The organism is Streptomyces sedi (assembly GCF_006335015.1).
Classification (GTDB): Bacteria; Actinomycetota; Actinomycetes; order Streptomycetales; family Streptomycetaceae; genus Streptomyces; species Streptomyces sedi.
Map to the genome: position 1 here is coordinate 41,341 of NZ_VDGT01000025.1, position 15,942 is coordinate 57,282.

The 15,942-nt window shown below is 73.8% G+C and carries 14 protein-coding genes; 10 read left to right on the plus strand and 4 right to left on the minus strand.

What is annotated here, in order from left to right:
- Positions 1-44: 44 nt before the first annotated feature.
- Together FH715_RS25080 and FH715_RS25085 are read left to right on the plus strand one after the other, a co-directional pair.
- Complete coding sequence (locus FH715_RS25080; RefSeq protein WP_139649211.1) at positions 45-2,327, plus strand: 3-hydroxyacyl-CoA dehydrogenase NAD-binding domain-containing protein; 2,283 nt, start codon at positions 45-47, stop codon at positions 2,325-2,327.
- 173 nt (positions 2,328-2,500) lie between these two features.
- Positions 2,501-3,091, plus strand: a complete 591-nt coding sequence (locus FH715_RS25085; RefSeq protein ID WP_139649213.1) for an RDD family protein — start codon at positions 2,501-2,503, stop codon at positions 3,089-3,091.
- A 95-nt stretch (positions 3,092-3,186) separates the two neighbouring features.
- Here the strand turns inward: FH715_RS25085 and glgX are convergent, their stop codons facing one another.
- Positions 3,187-5,403, minus strand: coding sequence for a glycogen debranching protein GlgX (gene glgX / locus FH715_RS25090; RefSeq protein ID WP_139649314.1), 2,217 nt, complete (start codon positions 5,401-5,403; stop codon positions 3,187-3,189).
- Positions 5,404-5,700: 297 nt separating this feature from the next.
- Here glgX and FH715_RS25095 point away from each other — a divergent pair, with 297 nt between their 5' ends.
- The 3 genes from FH715_RS25095 (at position 5,701) to FH715_RS25105 (ending at position 8,277) form a co-directional block, all read left to right on the plus strand.
- Complete coding sequence (locus tag FH715_RS25095) at positions 5,701-6,891, plus strand: L,D-transpeptidase (RefSeq protein WP_246108968.1); 1,191 nt, start codon at positions 5,701-5,703, stop codon at positions 6,889-6,891.
- Positions 6,892-6,940: 49 nt separating this feature from the next.
- Positions 6,941-7,717, plus strand: coding sequence for an enoyl-CoA hydratase/isomerase family protein (locus FH715_RS25100; RefSeq protein ID WP_139649215.1), 777 nt, complete (start codon positions 6,941-6,943; stop codon positions 7,715-7,717).
- Between the two features lie 77 nt (positions 7,718-7,794).
- Positions 7,795-8,277 carry an ATP-binding protein gene (locus FH715_RS25105; protein WP_139649217.1) on the plus strand — a complete coding sequence of 161 codons (483 nt, stop codon included), beginning with the start codon at positions 7,795-7,797 and terminating at the stop codon, positions 8,275-8,277.
- Between the two features lie 15 nt (positions 8,278-8,292).
- On the opposite strand, the gene FH715_RS25110 is transcribed toward FH715_RS25105, so the two are convergent.
- Positions 8,293-8,601, minus strand: a complete 309-nt coding sequence (locus FH715_RS25110; RefSeq protein WP_170184817.1) for a hypothetical protein — start codon at positions 8,599-8,601, stop codon at positions 8,293-8,295.
- A gap of 181 nt (positions 8,602-8,782) precedes the next feature.
- Here FH715_RS25110 and FH715_RS25115 point away from each other — a divergent pair, with 181 nt between their 5' ends.
- Both FH715_RS25115 and FH715_RS25120 read left to right on the plus strand, forming a co-directional pair.
- The gene (locus FH715_RS25115) at positions 8,783-10,657 is read left to right on the plus strand and encodes an ABC transporter ATP-binding protein (RefSeq protein WP_139649219.1); all 1,875 of its coding nucleotides are present in this window, start codon (positions 8,783-8,785) and stop codon (positions 10,655-10,657) included.
- 11 nt (positions 10,658-10,668) lie between these two features.
- Positions 10,669-12,576 (plus strand): ABC transporter ATP-binding protein, encoded by a 1,908-nt coding sequence (locus FH715_RS25120; protein WP_139649221.1) that lies wholly within the window; start codon positions 10,669-10,671, stop codon positions 12,574-12,576.
- Positions 12,577-12,705: 129 nt separating this feature from the next.
- On the opposite strand, the gene FH715_RS25125 is transcribed toward FH715_RS25120, so the two are convergent.
- Positions 12,706-13,086 carry a MerR family transcriptional regulator gene (locus FH715_RS25125; RefSeq protein ID WP_139649223.1) on the minus strand — a complete coding sequence of 127 codons (381 nt, stop codon included), beginning with the start codon at positions 13,084-13,086 and terminating at the stop codon, positions 12,706-12,708.
- Between the two features lie 64 nt (positions 13,087-13,150).
- Here FH715_RS25125 and FH715_RS25130 point away from each other — a divergent pair, with 64 nt between their 5' ends.
- Both FH715_RS25130 and FH715_RS25135 read left to right on the plus strand, forming a co-directional pair.
- Entirely contained in the window at positions 13,151-13,840 is a 690-nt protein-coding gene (locus FH715_RS25130; RefSeq protein WP_139649225.1) for an alpha/beta fold hydrolase, read from the plus strand.
- Positions 13,837-14,667 carry a TIGR03619 family F420-dependent LLM class oxidoreductase gene (locus FH715_RS25135; protein WP_139649227.1) on the plus strand — a complete coding sequence of 277 codons (831 nt, stop codon included), beginning with the start codon at positions 13,837-13,839 and terminating at the stop codon, positions 14,665-14,667. Before FH715_RS25130 ends, FH715_RS25135 begins: the two co-directional genes overlap by 4 nt.
- A 65-nt stretch (positions 14,668-14,732) precedes the next feature.
- Here the strand turns inward: FH715_RS25135 and FH715_RS25140 are convergent, their stop codons facing one another.
- Complete coding sequence (locus tag FH715_RS25140) at positions 14,733-15,386, minus strand: NADPH-dependent F420 reductase (protein ID WP_139649229.1); 654 nt, start codon at positions 15,384-15,386, stop codon at positions 14,733-14,735.
- Between the two features lie 66 nt (positions 15,387-15,452).
- On the opposite strand from FH715_RS25140, the gene FH715_RS25145 reads away from it, so the two are divergent.
- Entirely contained in the window at positions 15,453-15,872 is a 420-nt protein-coding gene (locus FH715_RS25145; protein ID WP_139649231.1) for a winged helix-turn-helix transcriptional regulator, read from the plus strand.
- The last annotated feature ends 70 nt before the right edge of the window (positions 15,873-15,942 follow it).

Below are 15,942 nucleotides of genomic sequence, written 5' to 3' on the forward strand. Positions count from 1 at the left end.
TCCCAGCCGACCGAGCTGTCCCAGCCGTCCGAGGAGTAAGCCCCATGTCCACCACCCCGCCCGCGCCCGCCACCCCGCCTGGGCCGCAGGAGTCGGCGCAGCCCGCCTCCTTCACCGCACCGGAACGCGACACCGTCCGCCTGGAGTGGGACGCCGAGGAACGGGAGGGCGCCGGGCGCGTCGTCACCCTGGTCCTGGACGATCCGATGCAGTCGGCGAACACCATGAACGCGGCGTTCATCGACTCGCTGGAGCACGCCGTCGCGCAACTGGTCAGTTCACGTGACCAGTTGCGCGGAGTGGTCGTTACCTCCGCCAAGGAGACCTTCTTCGCCGGCGGTGACCTCAACGACCTGCTGGCCGCGACCCCGGAGCTGGCCGAGGACGTCTTCCAGCGGAGCCTGCGGGTCAAGCGCGCCCTGCGCGCCCTGGAGACGCTGGGCCGCCCGGTGGTCGCCGCGCTCAACGGCACCGCGCTCGGCGGGGGCCTGGAGATCGCGCTGGCCTGCCACCACCGGATCGCGCTGGACGCGCCGAAGGCCAGGTTCGGGCTGCCCGAGGTGACACTCGGCCTGCTGCCGGGCGGCGGCGGGGTGGTCCGCACGGTGCGGCTGCTCGGACTGGCCGACGCACTGGTCAAGGTGCTGCTGGAGGGCAGGCGCTACCGGCCGCGGCAGGCCGTCGAGGTCGGACTGGTCGACGAGATCGCCGCCGACCAGGCCGAACTGCTGTCCCGCGCGCGGGCGTTCATCGAGGAGCACCCGGAGTCCGCGCAGCCCTGGGACGTCCCCGGCTACCGCATTCCGGGCGGTGCGCCGAGCCATCCGAAGCTCGCCGCGCAGCTGCCCGCGTTCCCCGCGCGGCTGCGCCAGCAGTTGAACGGCGCGCCCTATCCCGCGCCGCGCGACATCCTGGCGGCAGCCGTCGAGGGCGCGCAGGTGGACATGGAGACGGCGGCAGTGATCGAGGCGCGGTACTTCACCGAGCTGGTGGTCGGCCAGACGGCCAAGAACATGATCCAGGCGTTCTTCTTCGATATGCGCGCGGTCAACTCCGGTCGTGCGCGTCCGCAGGGCGTTCCCGCCCGGTCCGCGAGCCGGGTCGCGGTGCTGGGCGCCGGGATGATGGGCGCGGGCATCGCGCACGCCTGCGCGGTCGCCGGCCTCGACGTGGTGTTGCGGGACGTCACGGCCGAGGCCGCGGAGCGCGGAAAGGACGCCGTGCGGGACGTGTTGGACCGCGCGGTGAAGCGCGGGCGGCTGAGCGCCGAGGGCAGGGACGAGGTGCTGGGGCGGGTCACCGCGACCGCCGAGGTCGCCGAGGTCGCCGGCGTGGATGTGGTGATCGAGGCCGTCTTCGAGGACCCCGAGCTGAAGCGGAAGGTCTTCCAGGAGGTGCGGGAGGTGGTGGCGCCGGACGCGCTGCTGTGCTCCAACACCTCGACGCTGCCGATCACCCAGCTCGCCGAGGGGGTGCACCGCCCGGAGGACTTCGTCGGGCTGCACTTCTTCTCGCCGGTCGACCGGATGCCGCTGGTCGAGATCGTGGTGGGCGCCCGCACCGGGGAGGCGGCGCTGGCCCGCGCGTTCGACCTGGTGCGCGCGCTGGGCAAGACGCCGATCGTGGTGCGCGACGGGCGTGGCTTCTTCACCTCGCGGGTCATCGGGCACTTCCTGACGGAGGGGCTGGCCATGGTCGGCGAGGGCGTGGCGCCGGCCACCGTCGAGCAGGCCGCGGCCCAGGCCGGTTATCCGGCGAAGGTGTTGGCGCTGCTGGACGAGTTGACGCTGACCCTGCCGCGCCGGATCAGGCAGGAGAGCCGGCGGGCGGTCGAGGAGGCCGGCGGGGTGTGGCCGGAGCACCCGGGGGACGCGGTGCTGGACCGGATGGTCGACGAGTTCGGCCGCGCCGGCCGCTCGACCGGTGCCGGGTTCTATGTGTACGAGAACGGTGAACGGGCCGGCCTGTGGCCGGGGTTGGCCGAGCACTTCGGGCCGGCGGCGGGCGTCGAGGAGGCGCCGCCGTTCGAGGACCTGGTGGACCGGCTGCTGCTGGCCCCCGCGTTGGACGCGGTGCGCTGCCTGGAGGAGGGGGTGCTGACCTCGGTCGCCGACGCCAACGTCGGTTCGCTGCTGGGCATCGGCTTCCCCGCCTGGACGGGGGGCGTGTTGCAGTACCTCAACGGCTTCCCGGGCGGCGTGAACGGCGCGGCGGCCCGCGCGTCCGAGCTGGCCGCGCGGTACGGCGAGCGTTTCGCGCCCCCGGCGCGGCTGGTGCTGCTGGCCGCCGAGGGCGGGCGGTTCACGGACGCGCCGGCCGCGTCCTGAACGGCCTGAACGGGGGGACTCGCCCGCCGCGCCGTCGCCGTTCCCGCCCCCCTGTCACCGCCGCCAGCGCCGCCAACGCCGCCAACGTCGAGGTTTCGTGACGTGCCCGGCACGTGGCCGTCGCCGGGGGGCGCGTAGCGTCGGGGGCGCACTTGTGACACCCGTGACGGGAGATGGCATTGATACCGAAGGAAGCCGGAGGCGGACGCCTCGGCCTGGCGACGTTCCTCGACATACTGGTGGCGACGTTCGGCGGCTTTCTCATCGTCAGACAGCTGGAGGACGGCTCGGTCGACCTCGGGGAGCATGTGCTGACCGTCGCCGGCTACATCGTGGCGGTCGGCTTCGTCAACCAGGTGTTCGGCATGTGGGTGCTGCGGGGCAGCGTCGGCAAGTTGCTGACCGGTCTGGTGGTGATCCGCGCGAAGGACGGCGGGCGGGTCGGGCTGTTCCGGGCCGTCGGCCGGTGGCTGGTGGGCTATGTGCTGCTGGTCGTGATGGTGGCGTTCGGCGAGGGGGACACCATCGGTCAGGCGGCCGGCGTGCGCACGGTGCGCCGCGCTGACCTCCGCGCTCCCGCGCCGGCGCACGCGCCCTACGGCGAGCCGGCCCCGTACGGCGGTCCGGCGCCGGCGCCCCACGGCGGCCAGCCGCCCTCGCCCCACGGAAACCCGCAGCCCCACGGCACCGCGAACCCGTACGGCACCCCGAACCCGTACGGCGGTCAGACCCCGTACGGCGGTCAGCCGCCGGGCCGGCGCTGAGACGACGGGCCCCGAGGGGCCGGACGGGGGCGCGCACCGCGACAGGCGGTGCGCGCCCCCGTTCCGCATCCCACGCCCCGTTTCGCGCCCCCGTCTCACGCCCCCGCGCGGATCTCCGGTGTCGTCGGCTCCACGCGCAGCAGCAGCACCGCCCGCTCCGGGACGCGCAGCGTCGTCCCGCCCAGATGGGTGGAGTCGGGCGGCGCGTCCTGGAGTTCGCGCGAGGTGTCCAGCAGCAGCCGGTAGACGGAGCCCCACGGCGGTCCGGGCAGGGGGAAGTCGGTCGGCTCCTCGCCCGCGTGCAGCACGACCAGGAAGCTGACGTCGGTCACCGGCCGCCCCTTCGCGTCGCGCTGCGGGATGTCCCGCCCGGAGAGGTACATCGCCACCGTGCGGCTCGGCGAGTGCCAGTCCTCCCCCGTCATCTCCCGGCCGTCGGCGGTGAACCAGCCGAGGTCCCTTATCCCCGCGGGCGCCTGCCGGCGCCCGGAGAAGAACGCGCGCCGGCGCAGCACCGGATGCTCCCGGCGCATCCGGATCAGGCGCCGGGTCAGGTCCAGCAGCGGACGCCAGTGGGGGTCGGCCGGCAGCGACCAGTCCACCCAACCGGTCTCGTTGTCCTGGCAGTAGCCGTTGTTGTTGCCGCCCTGGGTGCGCCCGAACTCGTCGCCCGCCACCAGCATCGGCACCCCGGTGGAGAGCAGCAGGGTGGTCAGCAGGTTGCGCAGTTGACGGCGGCGGAGCGCGTTGGTCGCCGGGTCCTCCGTCTCGCCCTCGGCGCCGCAGTTCCACGAGCGGTTGTCGTCGGTGCCGTCGCGGTTCTCCTCGCCGTTGGCCTCGTTGTGCTTGCGCTCGTAGGAGACCAGGTCGCGCAGGGTGAAGCCGTCGTGCGCCGTGATGAAGTTGACCGAGGCGTAGGGCCGTCGGCCGCCCCAGGCGTAGAGGTCGCTGGAGCCGGAGAGCCGGTAGCCGAGGTCGCGCACGTCCGGCAGCGCGCCCCGCCAGTAGTCGCGGACGGTGTCGCGGTAGCGGTCGTTCCACTCCGTCCACAGCGGGGGGAACGCGCCGACCTGGTAGCCGCCGTCCCCCACGTCCCAGGGCTCGGCGATCAGCTTGACCCGCCGCAGCACCGGGTCCTGGGCGATCACGGCGAGGAACGGGGAGAGCATGTCCACGTCGTGGAAGGAACGGGCCAGCGCGGCGGCCAGGTCGAAGCGGAAGCCGTCGACGCCCATCTCCTGCACCCAGTAGCGCAGCGAGTCGGTGATCAGCCGCAGCACCTGGGGCTGGACGACATGGAGGGTGTTGCCGCAGCCGGTGTAGTCCGCGTAGTGGCGCGGGTTCTCGGCGAGGCGGTAGTAGCCGGGGTTGGCGATGCCGCGCAGGGAGAGGGTGGGGCCGCCCTCGCCGGCCTCGGCGGTGTGGTTGTAGACGACGTCGAGGATCACCTCGATGCCGGCCTGGTGCAGGGCCCTGACCATGTTCTTGAACTCGCCGACCTGTTGGCCCCTGGTGCCGGAAGCGCTGTAGGAGGCGTGCGGGGCGAAGTAGCCGATGGAGTTGTAACCCCAGTAGTTGACCAGTCCCCTGCGCAACAGGTGGTCCTCGTGGGCGAACTGGTGAACCGGAAGCAACTCGACGGCCGTCACGCCGAGTTGGACGAGGTGTTCGATCGCGGCCGGGTGCCCGAGGCCGGCGTAGGTGCCGCGCAGCTCGGGCGGGATGCCGGGGTGTCGCATGGTGAAGCCGCGCACATGCAGCTCGTAGATGACCGAGTCGGGCCAGGGCGTCTTGGGCCTGCGGTCGTCGATCCAGGCGTCGGCGTCGTGCACCACCACGCCCTTGGGCACGTGCGGCGCCGAGTCGTGGTCGTCCCGCACGGTGTCGGCGCGCTCGGCGGGCCGGTGGTGCCGGTCATGGGCGTAGACGGCGTCGGGGAGGGCGAACTCGCCGTCCACGGCGCGGGCGTAGGGGTCGAGCAGCAGCTTGGCCGGGTTCCAACGGGCCCCGGCCGACGGGTCCCAGGGGCCGTGGACCCGGTAGCCGTAACGCTGTCCCGGGCGGACGCCGGGCAGGAAGCCGTGCCAGATCTCGTGGGTCAACTCCTCCAGATGGCGGCGGGTCTCGCGCCCCTCGTCGTCGAAGAGACAGATCTCGACGGCCTCGGCGCCGCCGGCCCAGAGTGCGAAGTTGGTGCCCTCCGTGCCGTCGGGGCCCACCCGGAAGCGGGCGCCGAGGGGCTGGGGGTGGCCGGGCCAGACGTCGGTCCTCGCGTGCTCAGGTACCAGGGACACGGGGCGCCCTCCATATATGTCTGTGACCCGATGGTTCCCGGTTCGGGGGTGTCCGCACGCGTGGGTGGCGCCGTGTTCTCCCTCGGCTCCGCCACGGTGCCGCCCCCGGCCCGGGATCACGGCATTTTGCCATGAAATGCCCCAATAACCCGCTCGTGACCGCGCGCACGCCGGGCGCGGAATCACGCGCCCCGGCGCCCAAAGGCGCGCACCGGCCTGAACTGCGACGGAACGGTGACAGGACCGAATCCGTCACACCGGTATTGCTGTGATTATCTGATCACCAATTCCGGGGTCCTGAGGGGAGCAACAGGCGTGCTGACGGGGAGTGGAAGACGGCGCGGGAGAACGGGTGCGCTGCTGGGGGTGTTGCTGCTGGCGTTGACCGCGTGCGGAGGCGACGAGAACGCGAAGGAACAGCCGGAGGGGGACGGGCCGGCGCCCGTGGCCCTCACCATCGCGCCCGAGGACGGCGCCCAGGACGTGCCCACCCAGGGCGAGTTGGCGGTGACCGCCGAGGGCGGGACCCTCACCGGGGTCACCGTCGCCGGCCCCGAGGGCGAGGAGGTGCCCGGCGCGCTCACCGAGGAGGCCGACGCCTGGGCGCCCGACGAGGCCCTGGCCAACGACACCGAGTACTCCGTGACGGCGGTCGGCGAGAACGCCGAGGGCGACGAGGAGACCTCGACCGCCACCTTCACCACCGTGGCCGCCGACGCGACCTTCTCCAGCTACTGGAACATCCCCGACGGCTCCGAGGTCGGCGTCGGCATGGAGCTGTCGGTCACCTTCGACACCCCGATCCAGAACACCGCCGAGGTCGGCGAGGCCGTCCGGATCACCACCGACCCGCCCGTCGAGGTGCGCGGCCACTGGTTCGGTGACCAGCGGATCGACTTCCGGCCCGAGGAGTACTGGGAGCCGGGCACCGAGGTCGAGATCGGCTTCCGTCTGCGCGGGGTCGAGGGCGCGGACGGGGTCTTCGGCACGCTGCGCGAGAACGTCTCCTTCACCGTCGGCCGCGGCCAGGTCAGCACCGTCGACGCGGCGGCGCACACCATGACGGTCACCCGGGACGGCGAGGAGATACGCACCATCCCGATCACGGCCGGCGCCCCCGGCAACGAGACCTGGAACGGGAAGATGGTGATCACCGAGAAGCACAAGGAGACCCGGATGGACGGGGCGACGGTCGGCTTCGGCGGTGAGTACGACATCCCGGACGTGCCGCACGCGATGCGCCTGTCCACCTCGGGCACCTTCATCCACGGCAACTACTGGGCCTCGTCCGGCACGTTCGGCAGCGCGAACGTCAGCCACGGCTGCGTCGGGCTGGGCGACGCGCAGGGCGCGGGCGACCCGGGCACCCAGGGCGCGTGGTTCTACGAGAACTCGATGATCGGCGACGTCGTCGAGGTGATCAACTCCGACGACGACGTGATCGCCCCGGACAACGGGATCAACGGCTGGAACATGGACTGGGCCGAGTGGGGCGCCGGTCAGTGATCCGCCGGAGCCATCCCGGCGTCGGTGAACGTGCCCTAGCCTGAGCGGCATGACGGTACATCTGGAAGTGGCGGACGGCGTCGGCACCCTGCGTCTCGACCGTCCGCCACTCAACGCGCTGGACATCGCGCTCCAGGACCGGATCCGCGCGCTGGCCACCGAGATCGCCGGCCGCGAGGACATCCGCGCCGTGGTGCTGACCGGCGAGGGCAAGGCGTTCGCCGCCGGAGCGGACGTCAAGGAGATGGCGTCCATGGACCAGGCCGCGATGATCGCGCGCGCCCGGGACCTCCAGGACGCCTTCACCTCCGTGGCGAGGCTGCCGCAGCCGGTGGTGGCCGCCCTGCACGGCTACGCGCTGGGCGGCGGGCTGGAGTTGGCGCTGACCGCCGACGTCCGCTTCGCCGCCGAGGGCACCAGGCTCGGCCAGCCGGAGATCCTGCTCGGCCTGATCCCCGGCGCCGGCGGCACCCAGCGGCTGCCCCGGCTGGTCGGCCCCTCCCGGGCCAAGGACCTGATCTTCACCGGGCGGCAGCTCACCGCCGACGAGGCGCTGGCCATCGGCCTCGTCGACCGGGTGCTGCCGGCCGACCGGCTGCTGCCCGAGGCGCACGCCTGGGCGGCCGGGCTCGCGGCGGGACCCGCCACCGCGCTGCGCGCGGCCAAGGAGGCCGTCGACACCGGGCTCGACGCGGGCATCGACACCGGACTCGCCGTCGAACGCACCTGGTTCGCCGGCCTCTTCGCCACCGAGGACCGGGCGGAGGGCTTCCGCTCCTTCGTCGAGGACGGCCCGGGCAAGGCGCGCTTCCGCCGCGGGAGCTGAGCCGGACACCCCCCGGTGCGGGGGCAGTTCTCCCGAAACGGCCCCCGCGCCCGGCCCGCGCCGCCATGATGGGGCACATGGCTGCACCGGCGGACGTCCCCACGAGCGATCTCGAAGCGACCGAACTCCCCGACCGGGACGTCACCGCAGCCCGCCACCGGCTGGAGGACCCCTCCCTCGCCGAGATACTGCTCCCCTCCGAACCGGCGTCCGCCGGGCGCGCACGCCGGCTCACCCGCCGCCAGCTGGGCGGCCGTTGGCTGCTGCCGGAGGAGCTGACGGAGAACGCCGTGCTGCTCGTCTCCGAGCTGGTCGGCAACGCCGTCCAGCACGCCGGGGCCGCCGAGTTCGGCCTGCGGATCAAGCGGCGCAGGGGCTGGGTCCGCGTCGAGGTGCGCGACCCGTCCCGCGCGCTGCCCGCGCTGCTGCCCGTGCGGGACATGGAGGTCATCAGCGGGCGGGGCCTCTTCCTCGTCGACACCCTCGCCGACCGGTGGGGCGTGGACCTGCTCGCACACGGCAAGTCCACCTGGTTCGAGATGCGCGTCCCCCACCGCTGACCCCCTCCCGGCCCCCTACCGCACCTGCCTGCGGCGGGTGCTGGCGCGGCGCCGCCGGTCGTTGCACAGCAGGCAGCGGCCCCAGCCGGGCGGCAACGGGTCCTCCGGGTCACCGTGCAGCGGGTCGACAGCGCCCCTGGGATGCTCACGGCACCCGGTCTCCCCCGGCCCCTCGGTCAGCGCCTGCGCGGCCGACAGCGCCCGGCGCAACGCGTCGACCAGCACGGCGGCCTGCTCGCCTGACGGCGGCTCCTGGTCGAACGCGACGTCGGACGCCGTCGACAGCGCCGCCTGGAGCTCGCGCAGCTCAGCCTGTTGACTCATGGGGCACACAGTAGGCGCCCCCACTGACACCGTGCGCCGGACGTCGCCCCCGCTTCCCTCCCCGGACGCGTCCCATCCATGGAATCCGCAGGTGGACGCGGGTTCCGCCGGCCGTCTCAGCCGCTGGTCCTAGGGCAAAAACCCATGGGCGTTGTCAGTGGCAGCTCGTAGTCTCAAGGAGATGTCTCCCACAGCCTCCTCCCCCGCCGCGCCCACCGCCCCCAGACGAAAACGCTCCGTCGTCCGCGCCCTGCTGCGGCTGTGGCCCTACGTGTACCCGGCGCGCGTCCGCGTCTTCAGCGCCGCCGCCATCGCCGTCGTCGCCGCCTCCATGGGGCTGGCGATGCCCCTGGTGCTCAAGTGGATGGTGGACGGCCCGGTCGCCGACGGGGACACCGGCGGCGTGTGGCTCGGCGGGCTGGTGCTGCTGTTCGTCGGGCTGGCCGAGGCGCTGCTCTTCGGGCTGCGCCGCTGGCTGACCGCCCGCCCGCTGGCCCGGGTCGAGGCCAACATGCGGGACTCGCTCTACCGCCACCTCCAGCGGCTGCCCGTCACCTTCCACGACCGCTGGCCCACCGGGCAGCTGCTGTCCCGCGCCACCGGCGACCTCCAGCTGCTGCGGATGTTCCTGGCGTTCGGCCTGACCTTCCTGATCGTCAACAGCGCCACCATCCTCATCGGCTTCGGGGTGCTGCTCGCCCAGGACTGGACGCTCGGCCTGGTGCTGGTGCTGCCCGTGGTCCCCCTGATCGTGCTCTGCGCCCTCTTCGAGCAGCGGTTCTCCGCGGTCGCGCGCCGCGCGCAGGACCAGATGGGCGACCTGACGACGGTCGTCGAGGAGTCGATCCTCGGCATCCGCGTCATCAAGGGCTTCGGCCGCCACCGCAGCCAGGCCCGCGCCTTCAGGCTGCTCTCCGGCGAGCTGCGCGACACCGAGATGCACAAGGCCCGCCTGCTGGCCGGGATCTGGCTGGTGATCCTCGCGCTGCCCGAGCTGTTCCTCGGCGCCGCGCTGGTCCTGGGCGTCTCCCAGGTCGCCGACGGGCAGCTGACCGCCGGCACCCTGGTCGCGTTCATGGCCACGGCGATGGTGCTGCGCTGGCCGGTGGAGTCCATGGGCTTCCTGCTGGCGCTGTGCAACGAGGCGGCCACCGCGACCGACCGCTACTTCGAGGTGCTGGACACCGACATACCCGACGAGCCGAGCGGATCGGCCGCCGAGGCGTCGCGCGCCGCACCCGAGGATCCGCCGGGCGACGGGCTGCGCCTGACGGACGTCGTCTTCCGCTACCCCGACGCGCCGCCCGACACCCCGCCCGTGCTCGACGGGATCACGCTCCATGTCCGCCCCGGAGAGACGATGGCGCTGGTCGGCGCCACCGGCAGCGGCAAGACCACGCTGCTCGCGCTGCTGCCCCGGCTCCACGAGGCCACCTCGGGCCGCATCACCCTGGACGGGGTGGACACCGCCACCCTCTCCCGTGCCGAGGTGCGCGAGCGGATCGCGATGGCCTTCGAGGAGCCCACGCTCTTCTCCGCGTCCGTCGGGGAGAACGTGCTGATGGGCGGGGAGGACGCCGACGAGGCCGCGCTGGCCAGGGCGCTGCGGGTCAGTCAGGCCGACGGCTTCGTCCGCGCGTTGCCCGAGGGGCTGGAGACCGAGGTCGGCGAGCAGGGCCTGAGCCTGTCCGGCGGCCAGCGGCAGCGGCTGGCACTGGCCCGCGCGGTGGTCGGCAGGCCGAGGTTCCTGGTGCTGGACGACCCGCTCTCCGCCCTCGACGTGCACACCGAGGCGCGCGTGGAGGCCGCGCTGCGCGAGGTGCTCGTCGGCACCACGGCGCTGGTCGTGGCGCACCGGCCCTCCACGGTGCAGCTCGCCGACCGGGTCGCGCTGCTCTCCGAGGGCCGGGTCGCCGCCGTCGGCACCCACACCGAACTGCTGCGCGACAACGCCGAGTACCGCCGGCTGATGACCGGCGAGTCCCAGCTCTCCGGGGGCCGGGGCCGGCCCTCCCCCTCCGGCGGTCCGCTGACCGCCCCGTCCCGATCCGCGTGAGGCGCCCGCCCATGACCACCTCCGTTACCGGCCAGGACACCGACCACGACGACGAACGCCGCCCCGACGACGCGCCCCTCGCCGACGGGCCTGACGAGCCGATCGAGCCGATCGAGCCGGTCGGCTCGTCCGACGACTACACCGACGACCGGCTCCCGACCCCGAAGGGCGCCTCCCGACGGCTGCTGCTCTCCCTGCTGCGCCCGCACCGCGCGCGGGTGGCGCTGGCCGCCGTGCTGCTGCTCGCCCAACAGGCCGCGGTGCAGGCGGTTCCGCTGCTGGTCGCCTACGCCATCGACTCGGGCGTTCCCGCGCTGCGCGACGACGACAACGGCCCGCTGATCGCGGTCGCCGTCGCCTACCTGCTCTGCGCGCTGGGCGCCGGGGTGCTCCAGTCGTCCTTCATCCTGGTCTCCGCCAGGGTCAACCAGAGCGTGCTGCTCGACCTGCGGGGCCGCATCTACCGGCACGCGCAGGCGCTGAGCCTCGACTTCCACGACCGCTACACCTCGGGCCGGCTGATCTCCCGCTCCACCAGCGACGTCCAGTCGCTGCGCGAGCTGCTGAACGAGGGCCTCCAGGAGATGCTGCTGATCCTGGTCTCCGTCACCTACATCGGCGGCCTGCTCTTCTATCTCGACGTCGGCCTCGGCGCCGCCGCCCTGGTCTCCTTGGTGCCGCTGGCGCTGGTGGTGCGGAGCTACCGGCGGCGTTCCGCCGAGAAGTTCAACGAGCGCTCCACGGCGATCGCCGCCGTGATCGTGAAGTTCACCGAGACGGTCAACGGCATCCGGCCGGTGAAGGCGTTCCGCAGGGAGAAGGCCAACGACGCCTCGTTCGACCGGCTCAACCGCCACCACGAGCGGCTCAACGGCGACACCATCATGGAGATGTGCCGCTTCGTGCTGTTCACCCGGCTGATCGGCGCCGTCGCGGTAGCCTCCATCGTGCTCTGGGGCGCGCAGCGGGTGCGGGCCGGCGACATGGAGCTGGGCGCGCTGGCCGCCGGCGCGCTGTACATCCGGCGGCTGTACGACCCGCTGGACCGGTTCGCCATGCTGCTCAACAGCTACCAGGCGGCCGTCGCCTCGCTGCACAAGATCTCCGGGCTGCTGGGCCAGCGGCCCGACGTGCCGGAGCCGCGGGACCCGGCGCCCCTGCCCGAGCGCCCGACCGAACGCCCGGGGCGCGAGGTCGTCTTCGACGACGTCCGCTTCGCCTACCGCACCGGCGGCGACGTGCTGCCGCGCTTCCGGCTGACGCTCGCCGCCGGCGAGACGACGGCGCTCGTCGGGGCGACGGGCGCGGGCAAGTCGACGCTGGCGAAGCTGCTCGCCCGCTTCTACGACCCGACCGAGGGCCGGGTGCTGCTGGACGACACGGACCTGCGGAGGCTGACCACGACGGAGCTGCGGCGCGGCGTGGTGATGGTGACGCAGGAGGCGTTCCTCTTCTCCGGCACCATCGCGGAGAACATCGCGCTGGGCAAGCCCGACGCGACCCGTGAGGAGATCGAGGCCGCCGCCCGCGCGATCGGCGCGCACGACTTCATCGAGGAGCTGCCCGACGGCTACGACACGGACGTCCGCAAGCGCGGCGGCCGGATCTCGGCCGGCCAGCGGCAGCTGGTGGCCTTCGCCCGGGTGCTGCTCGCCAACCCGGCGGTGGTGATCCTCGACGAGGCGACCTCGTCGCTGGACATCCCGGGCGAACGCGCGGTGCAGGACGCGATGGTGACGGTGCTGCGCGACCGCACGGCGCTGGTGATCGCGCACCGCCTGTCCACGGTGGAGATCGCCGACCGGGTGCTGGTGATGGAGCGGGGCCGCGTCGTCGAGGACGGCACCCCGGCCGACCTGGTCGCCGGCACCGGCCACTTCTCCGAGCTGCACCGCGCGTGGCGCGAGTCCCTGGTCTGAGCCGCCGGGACACACGGGTGGGGCGCACCGCACGGGGAACGGCGAGTCCCCGTGCGGCTGCCCGTCTCGGTGCCTGGCACCGCATCGTGCGCGCGGTGGGCCAGGGCCTCATCGAGGCGGCCGGTGCCCTCAGTGCCCCTGCCCCTGCCCCCGCTCCTGCCGCGCCTCGGTCGCGTCACGGAACGCGGCCAGCGCGGCCCGGCGGCGACGCCGCTCCGCGATGTCCGCGTCCATCCGCTCCAGATACGCGGTCATCGTCCGCAGCACCTCCGGGCAGGGCTCGATCCCCGGTCCCGCGTCGGTGACGCACGGCAGCATCTCGCGGATGGCGTCGGTGGTCAGCCCGGCCGCCAACATGCCGCGGATACGGGCGACGACAAACGGGGCGTCGGGCCCGTACACGCGGTATCCGCCGCTGTCGCGGCCGGGTCGCAGCAGGCCCTGCTCCTCGTAGTACCGCAGCAGCCGGGCCGCCACTCCGGTCCGCCGTGACAGCTCGCCTATCAGCACCGACTCTCCTCACCGCGCCCGCCGCTTGACCTTCACACTCATGTGAGGGGTCAACGTATGAGGCATGCGCGTTTCATTCCCCGCCCTCGACACCACCGTCACCGGAACCGGCCCAGGACTGCTGCTCGCCCACGGAGCCACCGGCAGCATCGAGGACAACTTCGCCTCGGTCCTGACCCCCCTCGCCGCCGACCATACCGTCGTCGCCCCGGACTACCCCGGCTCGGGCGACACCCCGGTCGCCGGCGCCCCACTGGACCTCGACGCGCTCACGGACGCGGTCGTCGACTCCGCCGTGCGGCGCGGCGTCGACCGGTTCGCGGTGCTCGGCTTCTCGCTCGGCACGCTGGTGGCGGTGCGCGCCGCCGTACGCCATCCCGAGCGGGTGACCGCGCTCGTACTGACCGCGGGGTTCGCGCGGCCCGACGACCATCTGCTCGGCCTCCTCCCCGGCTGGCGGGCCGAGGTGCCGCCCGCACTCCACCCGCACATCGACGCGATCCCCACCCTGGACGTCACCGGTGACCTGGCCGAAGTCGCCGTCCCGACGCTGGTCGTCGCGACGACCGCCGACAGCATGGTCCCGCCTGCCGGCTCCCGCGCCCTGGCGTCCGGTATCCGGGACGCGCGGTACGCGGAGATCGACAGCGACCACGTGGTCATGGTCGAGCGGCCGGAGGAGTGGCTGGAGCACGTCCTCGGCTTTCTCCGCTCCCTCTCGCTCTCGGAGGGGAAGGACGGTGAGGTGGCGTGAAGCTGCAGGTCGTCCTCCCCAACGAGGCCGCGGGCGCCGACCCGCGCCGACTCGCCGACCTGGCGCGGCAGGCCGAGGACCTCGGCTACGACACGGCCTGGCTCCCCGACCACATCCTGCCGCCCGGCGCGTACGGACCGGTGTACGGAGGGGTCTTCGAACCGCTGGTGACCATGGGCTGGCTGGCGGCAGCGACCACCCGGATCCGGTTCGGCACCTCCGTGCTCGTCCTGCCCCTCCGCAGCCCCTTCGTGGTGGCCAAACAGGTCGCGACCCTCCACGAGCTGACCGGCGGACGGATCGTCCCGGGCGTGGGGATCGGCTGGGACGAGCGCGAGTTCGCCGCCGTCGGCGCGGACTTCGCGAGCCGGGCGGCCCGCACGGACGAAGCCATCGCGCTGCTCCGGCACCTGTTCCGGGCCGGCCGGGGGCCCTTCGAGGGGCGCTGGTACGGCTTCGAGACGGGCGTCTTCGAGCCCCGCCCCGACGGTCCGGTGCCGGTGATGACCGGCGGTGTCAGCGACGGCGCCCTGCGTCGGGCGGCCCGGTACGCCGACGTCTGGCAGGGCGTGCGCCTGGACCCGGCGGCGTTCGCCGAACGGCTGGCGTATCTGCGGGCGCGGACGGACGGCCGCGCGGTGTCCCCCGGCACCCGGATCGACTGGCACGGCCCGGACAGCACCGTCGGCGAGGCCGCCCGCACCGCCGAGGCCTTCCGGGCCGCCGGAGCCGAGCACCTGGCGGTGCACTTCGGCGACCCGGACGGTTACGCCCGACGGATGGAAGCCTTCGCCCGGCACGCTCCCGACTTCCTCCCGCCACGGTGACCCGGTGCCCCGGTGCCCCGGTGCCCCGGTGCCCCACGGCAGCGTCCGGGTCCCGGCCGGCGGGCTCAGCCCTCCGTAGCCGACGGCGGGGCGCCGGGCACCGCGGAGTCGGGGGCGAAGCCGGCGAAGGCCAGGCCGATGACGAACCCGCCCGCCTCCTCCAGCTGGCGGGCGCGGTCCAGCGGGCCGAGCACCGCCGGCGTCCCGCCGACGTCGCGCGCCAGCTCCCCGACGACGCCCAGCGCCGCCGGATCGTCGCCGCACATCGCCACCGTCACCCCTGGCCGGCCGTCCTCCGGGGGGCTCGTCCACTGGTCGGCGGGGAAGAGATGGAACGCCTTGACCACGCGGGCGTCCGGCGCCAGCGCGGCGATCCGCCCCGCCATGGACGCGCCGCGCTCGGTGAGCAGCACGCCGACGCCGTGCGCGACGGCGTTCGTCGGGTCGATCAGCGGGGTCCCCGCGAGCGAGCCCTCCTGCGCCCCCGCCCGTTCCAGCATCTCCTCGACGCCGTCCCAGGCCACGGCGAGCAGCACGGCGTCGCGCCCGGTGGCCGCCTCGCGCGGCGTGACGGCGCGCGTTCCGTGGCCCAGCCGTGCGGCGAGGGCCTCCGCCCTGTCCCGTGACCGTCCGCCGACGGCCACCTCGTGGCCCGCGCGAACCCAGCCCTCCCCGAGGGCCGCGGCCAGTGTTCCCGTTCCCAGAATGCCGATGCGCATCCTCGTTCCCTCTCCGCTGTCAGTCGCTCGGAGGCCCACGCTAGAAAAGGCGTTACGCACCGGACGGTGCGTGACGGGCACGGCATGATGGACGACGAGATGACCGAGCACCGAGACCACCCCGACGAGTGGGTCGCCGACTGCCGGCTGCGCGCGGCCACGGATCTCCTCGCGCACGCCTGGGACCCCGTCGTCCTGGCGGCGCTGCGCGCGGGGCCGCGCCGGCGTCGCGAGCTGCGCGCGGCGATCGGCGGGATCAGCGACAAGGTCCTGACCGACACGCTGCGCCGGCTGCTCGCCCACGGTCTGGTCGACCGCCGCGCGCACGCCGAGGCGCCCCCACGGGTCGAGTACGCCCTGACGCGGCTCGGCGAGAGCCTGGTCGAGGGCCCGCTGGCCGCGCTCGGACGCTGGGTGACCGAGCACGGTGACGCGCTGCTGCGGGCCCAGGAGAACGCGGCGCCGCGCCCCCCGGAGCCGGCGTGAGCCCGTTCCACGCGCCCTCGCCCACCCGCCGGGGCCGGCGGGTGGGCGAGGGTCGGGGAGGGGCAGGGGG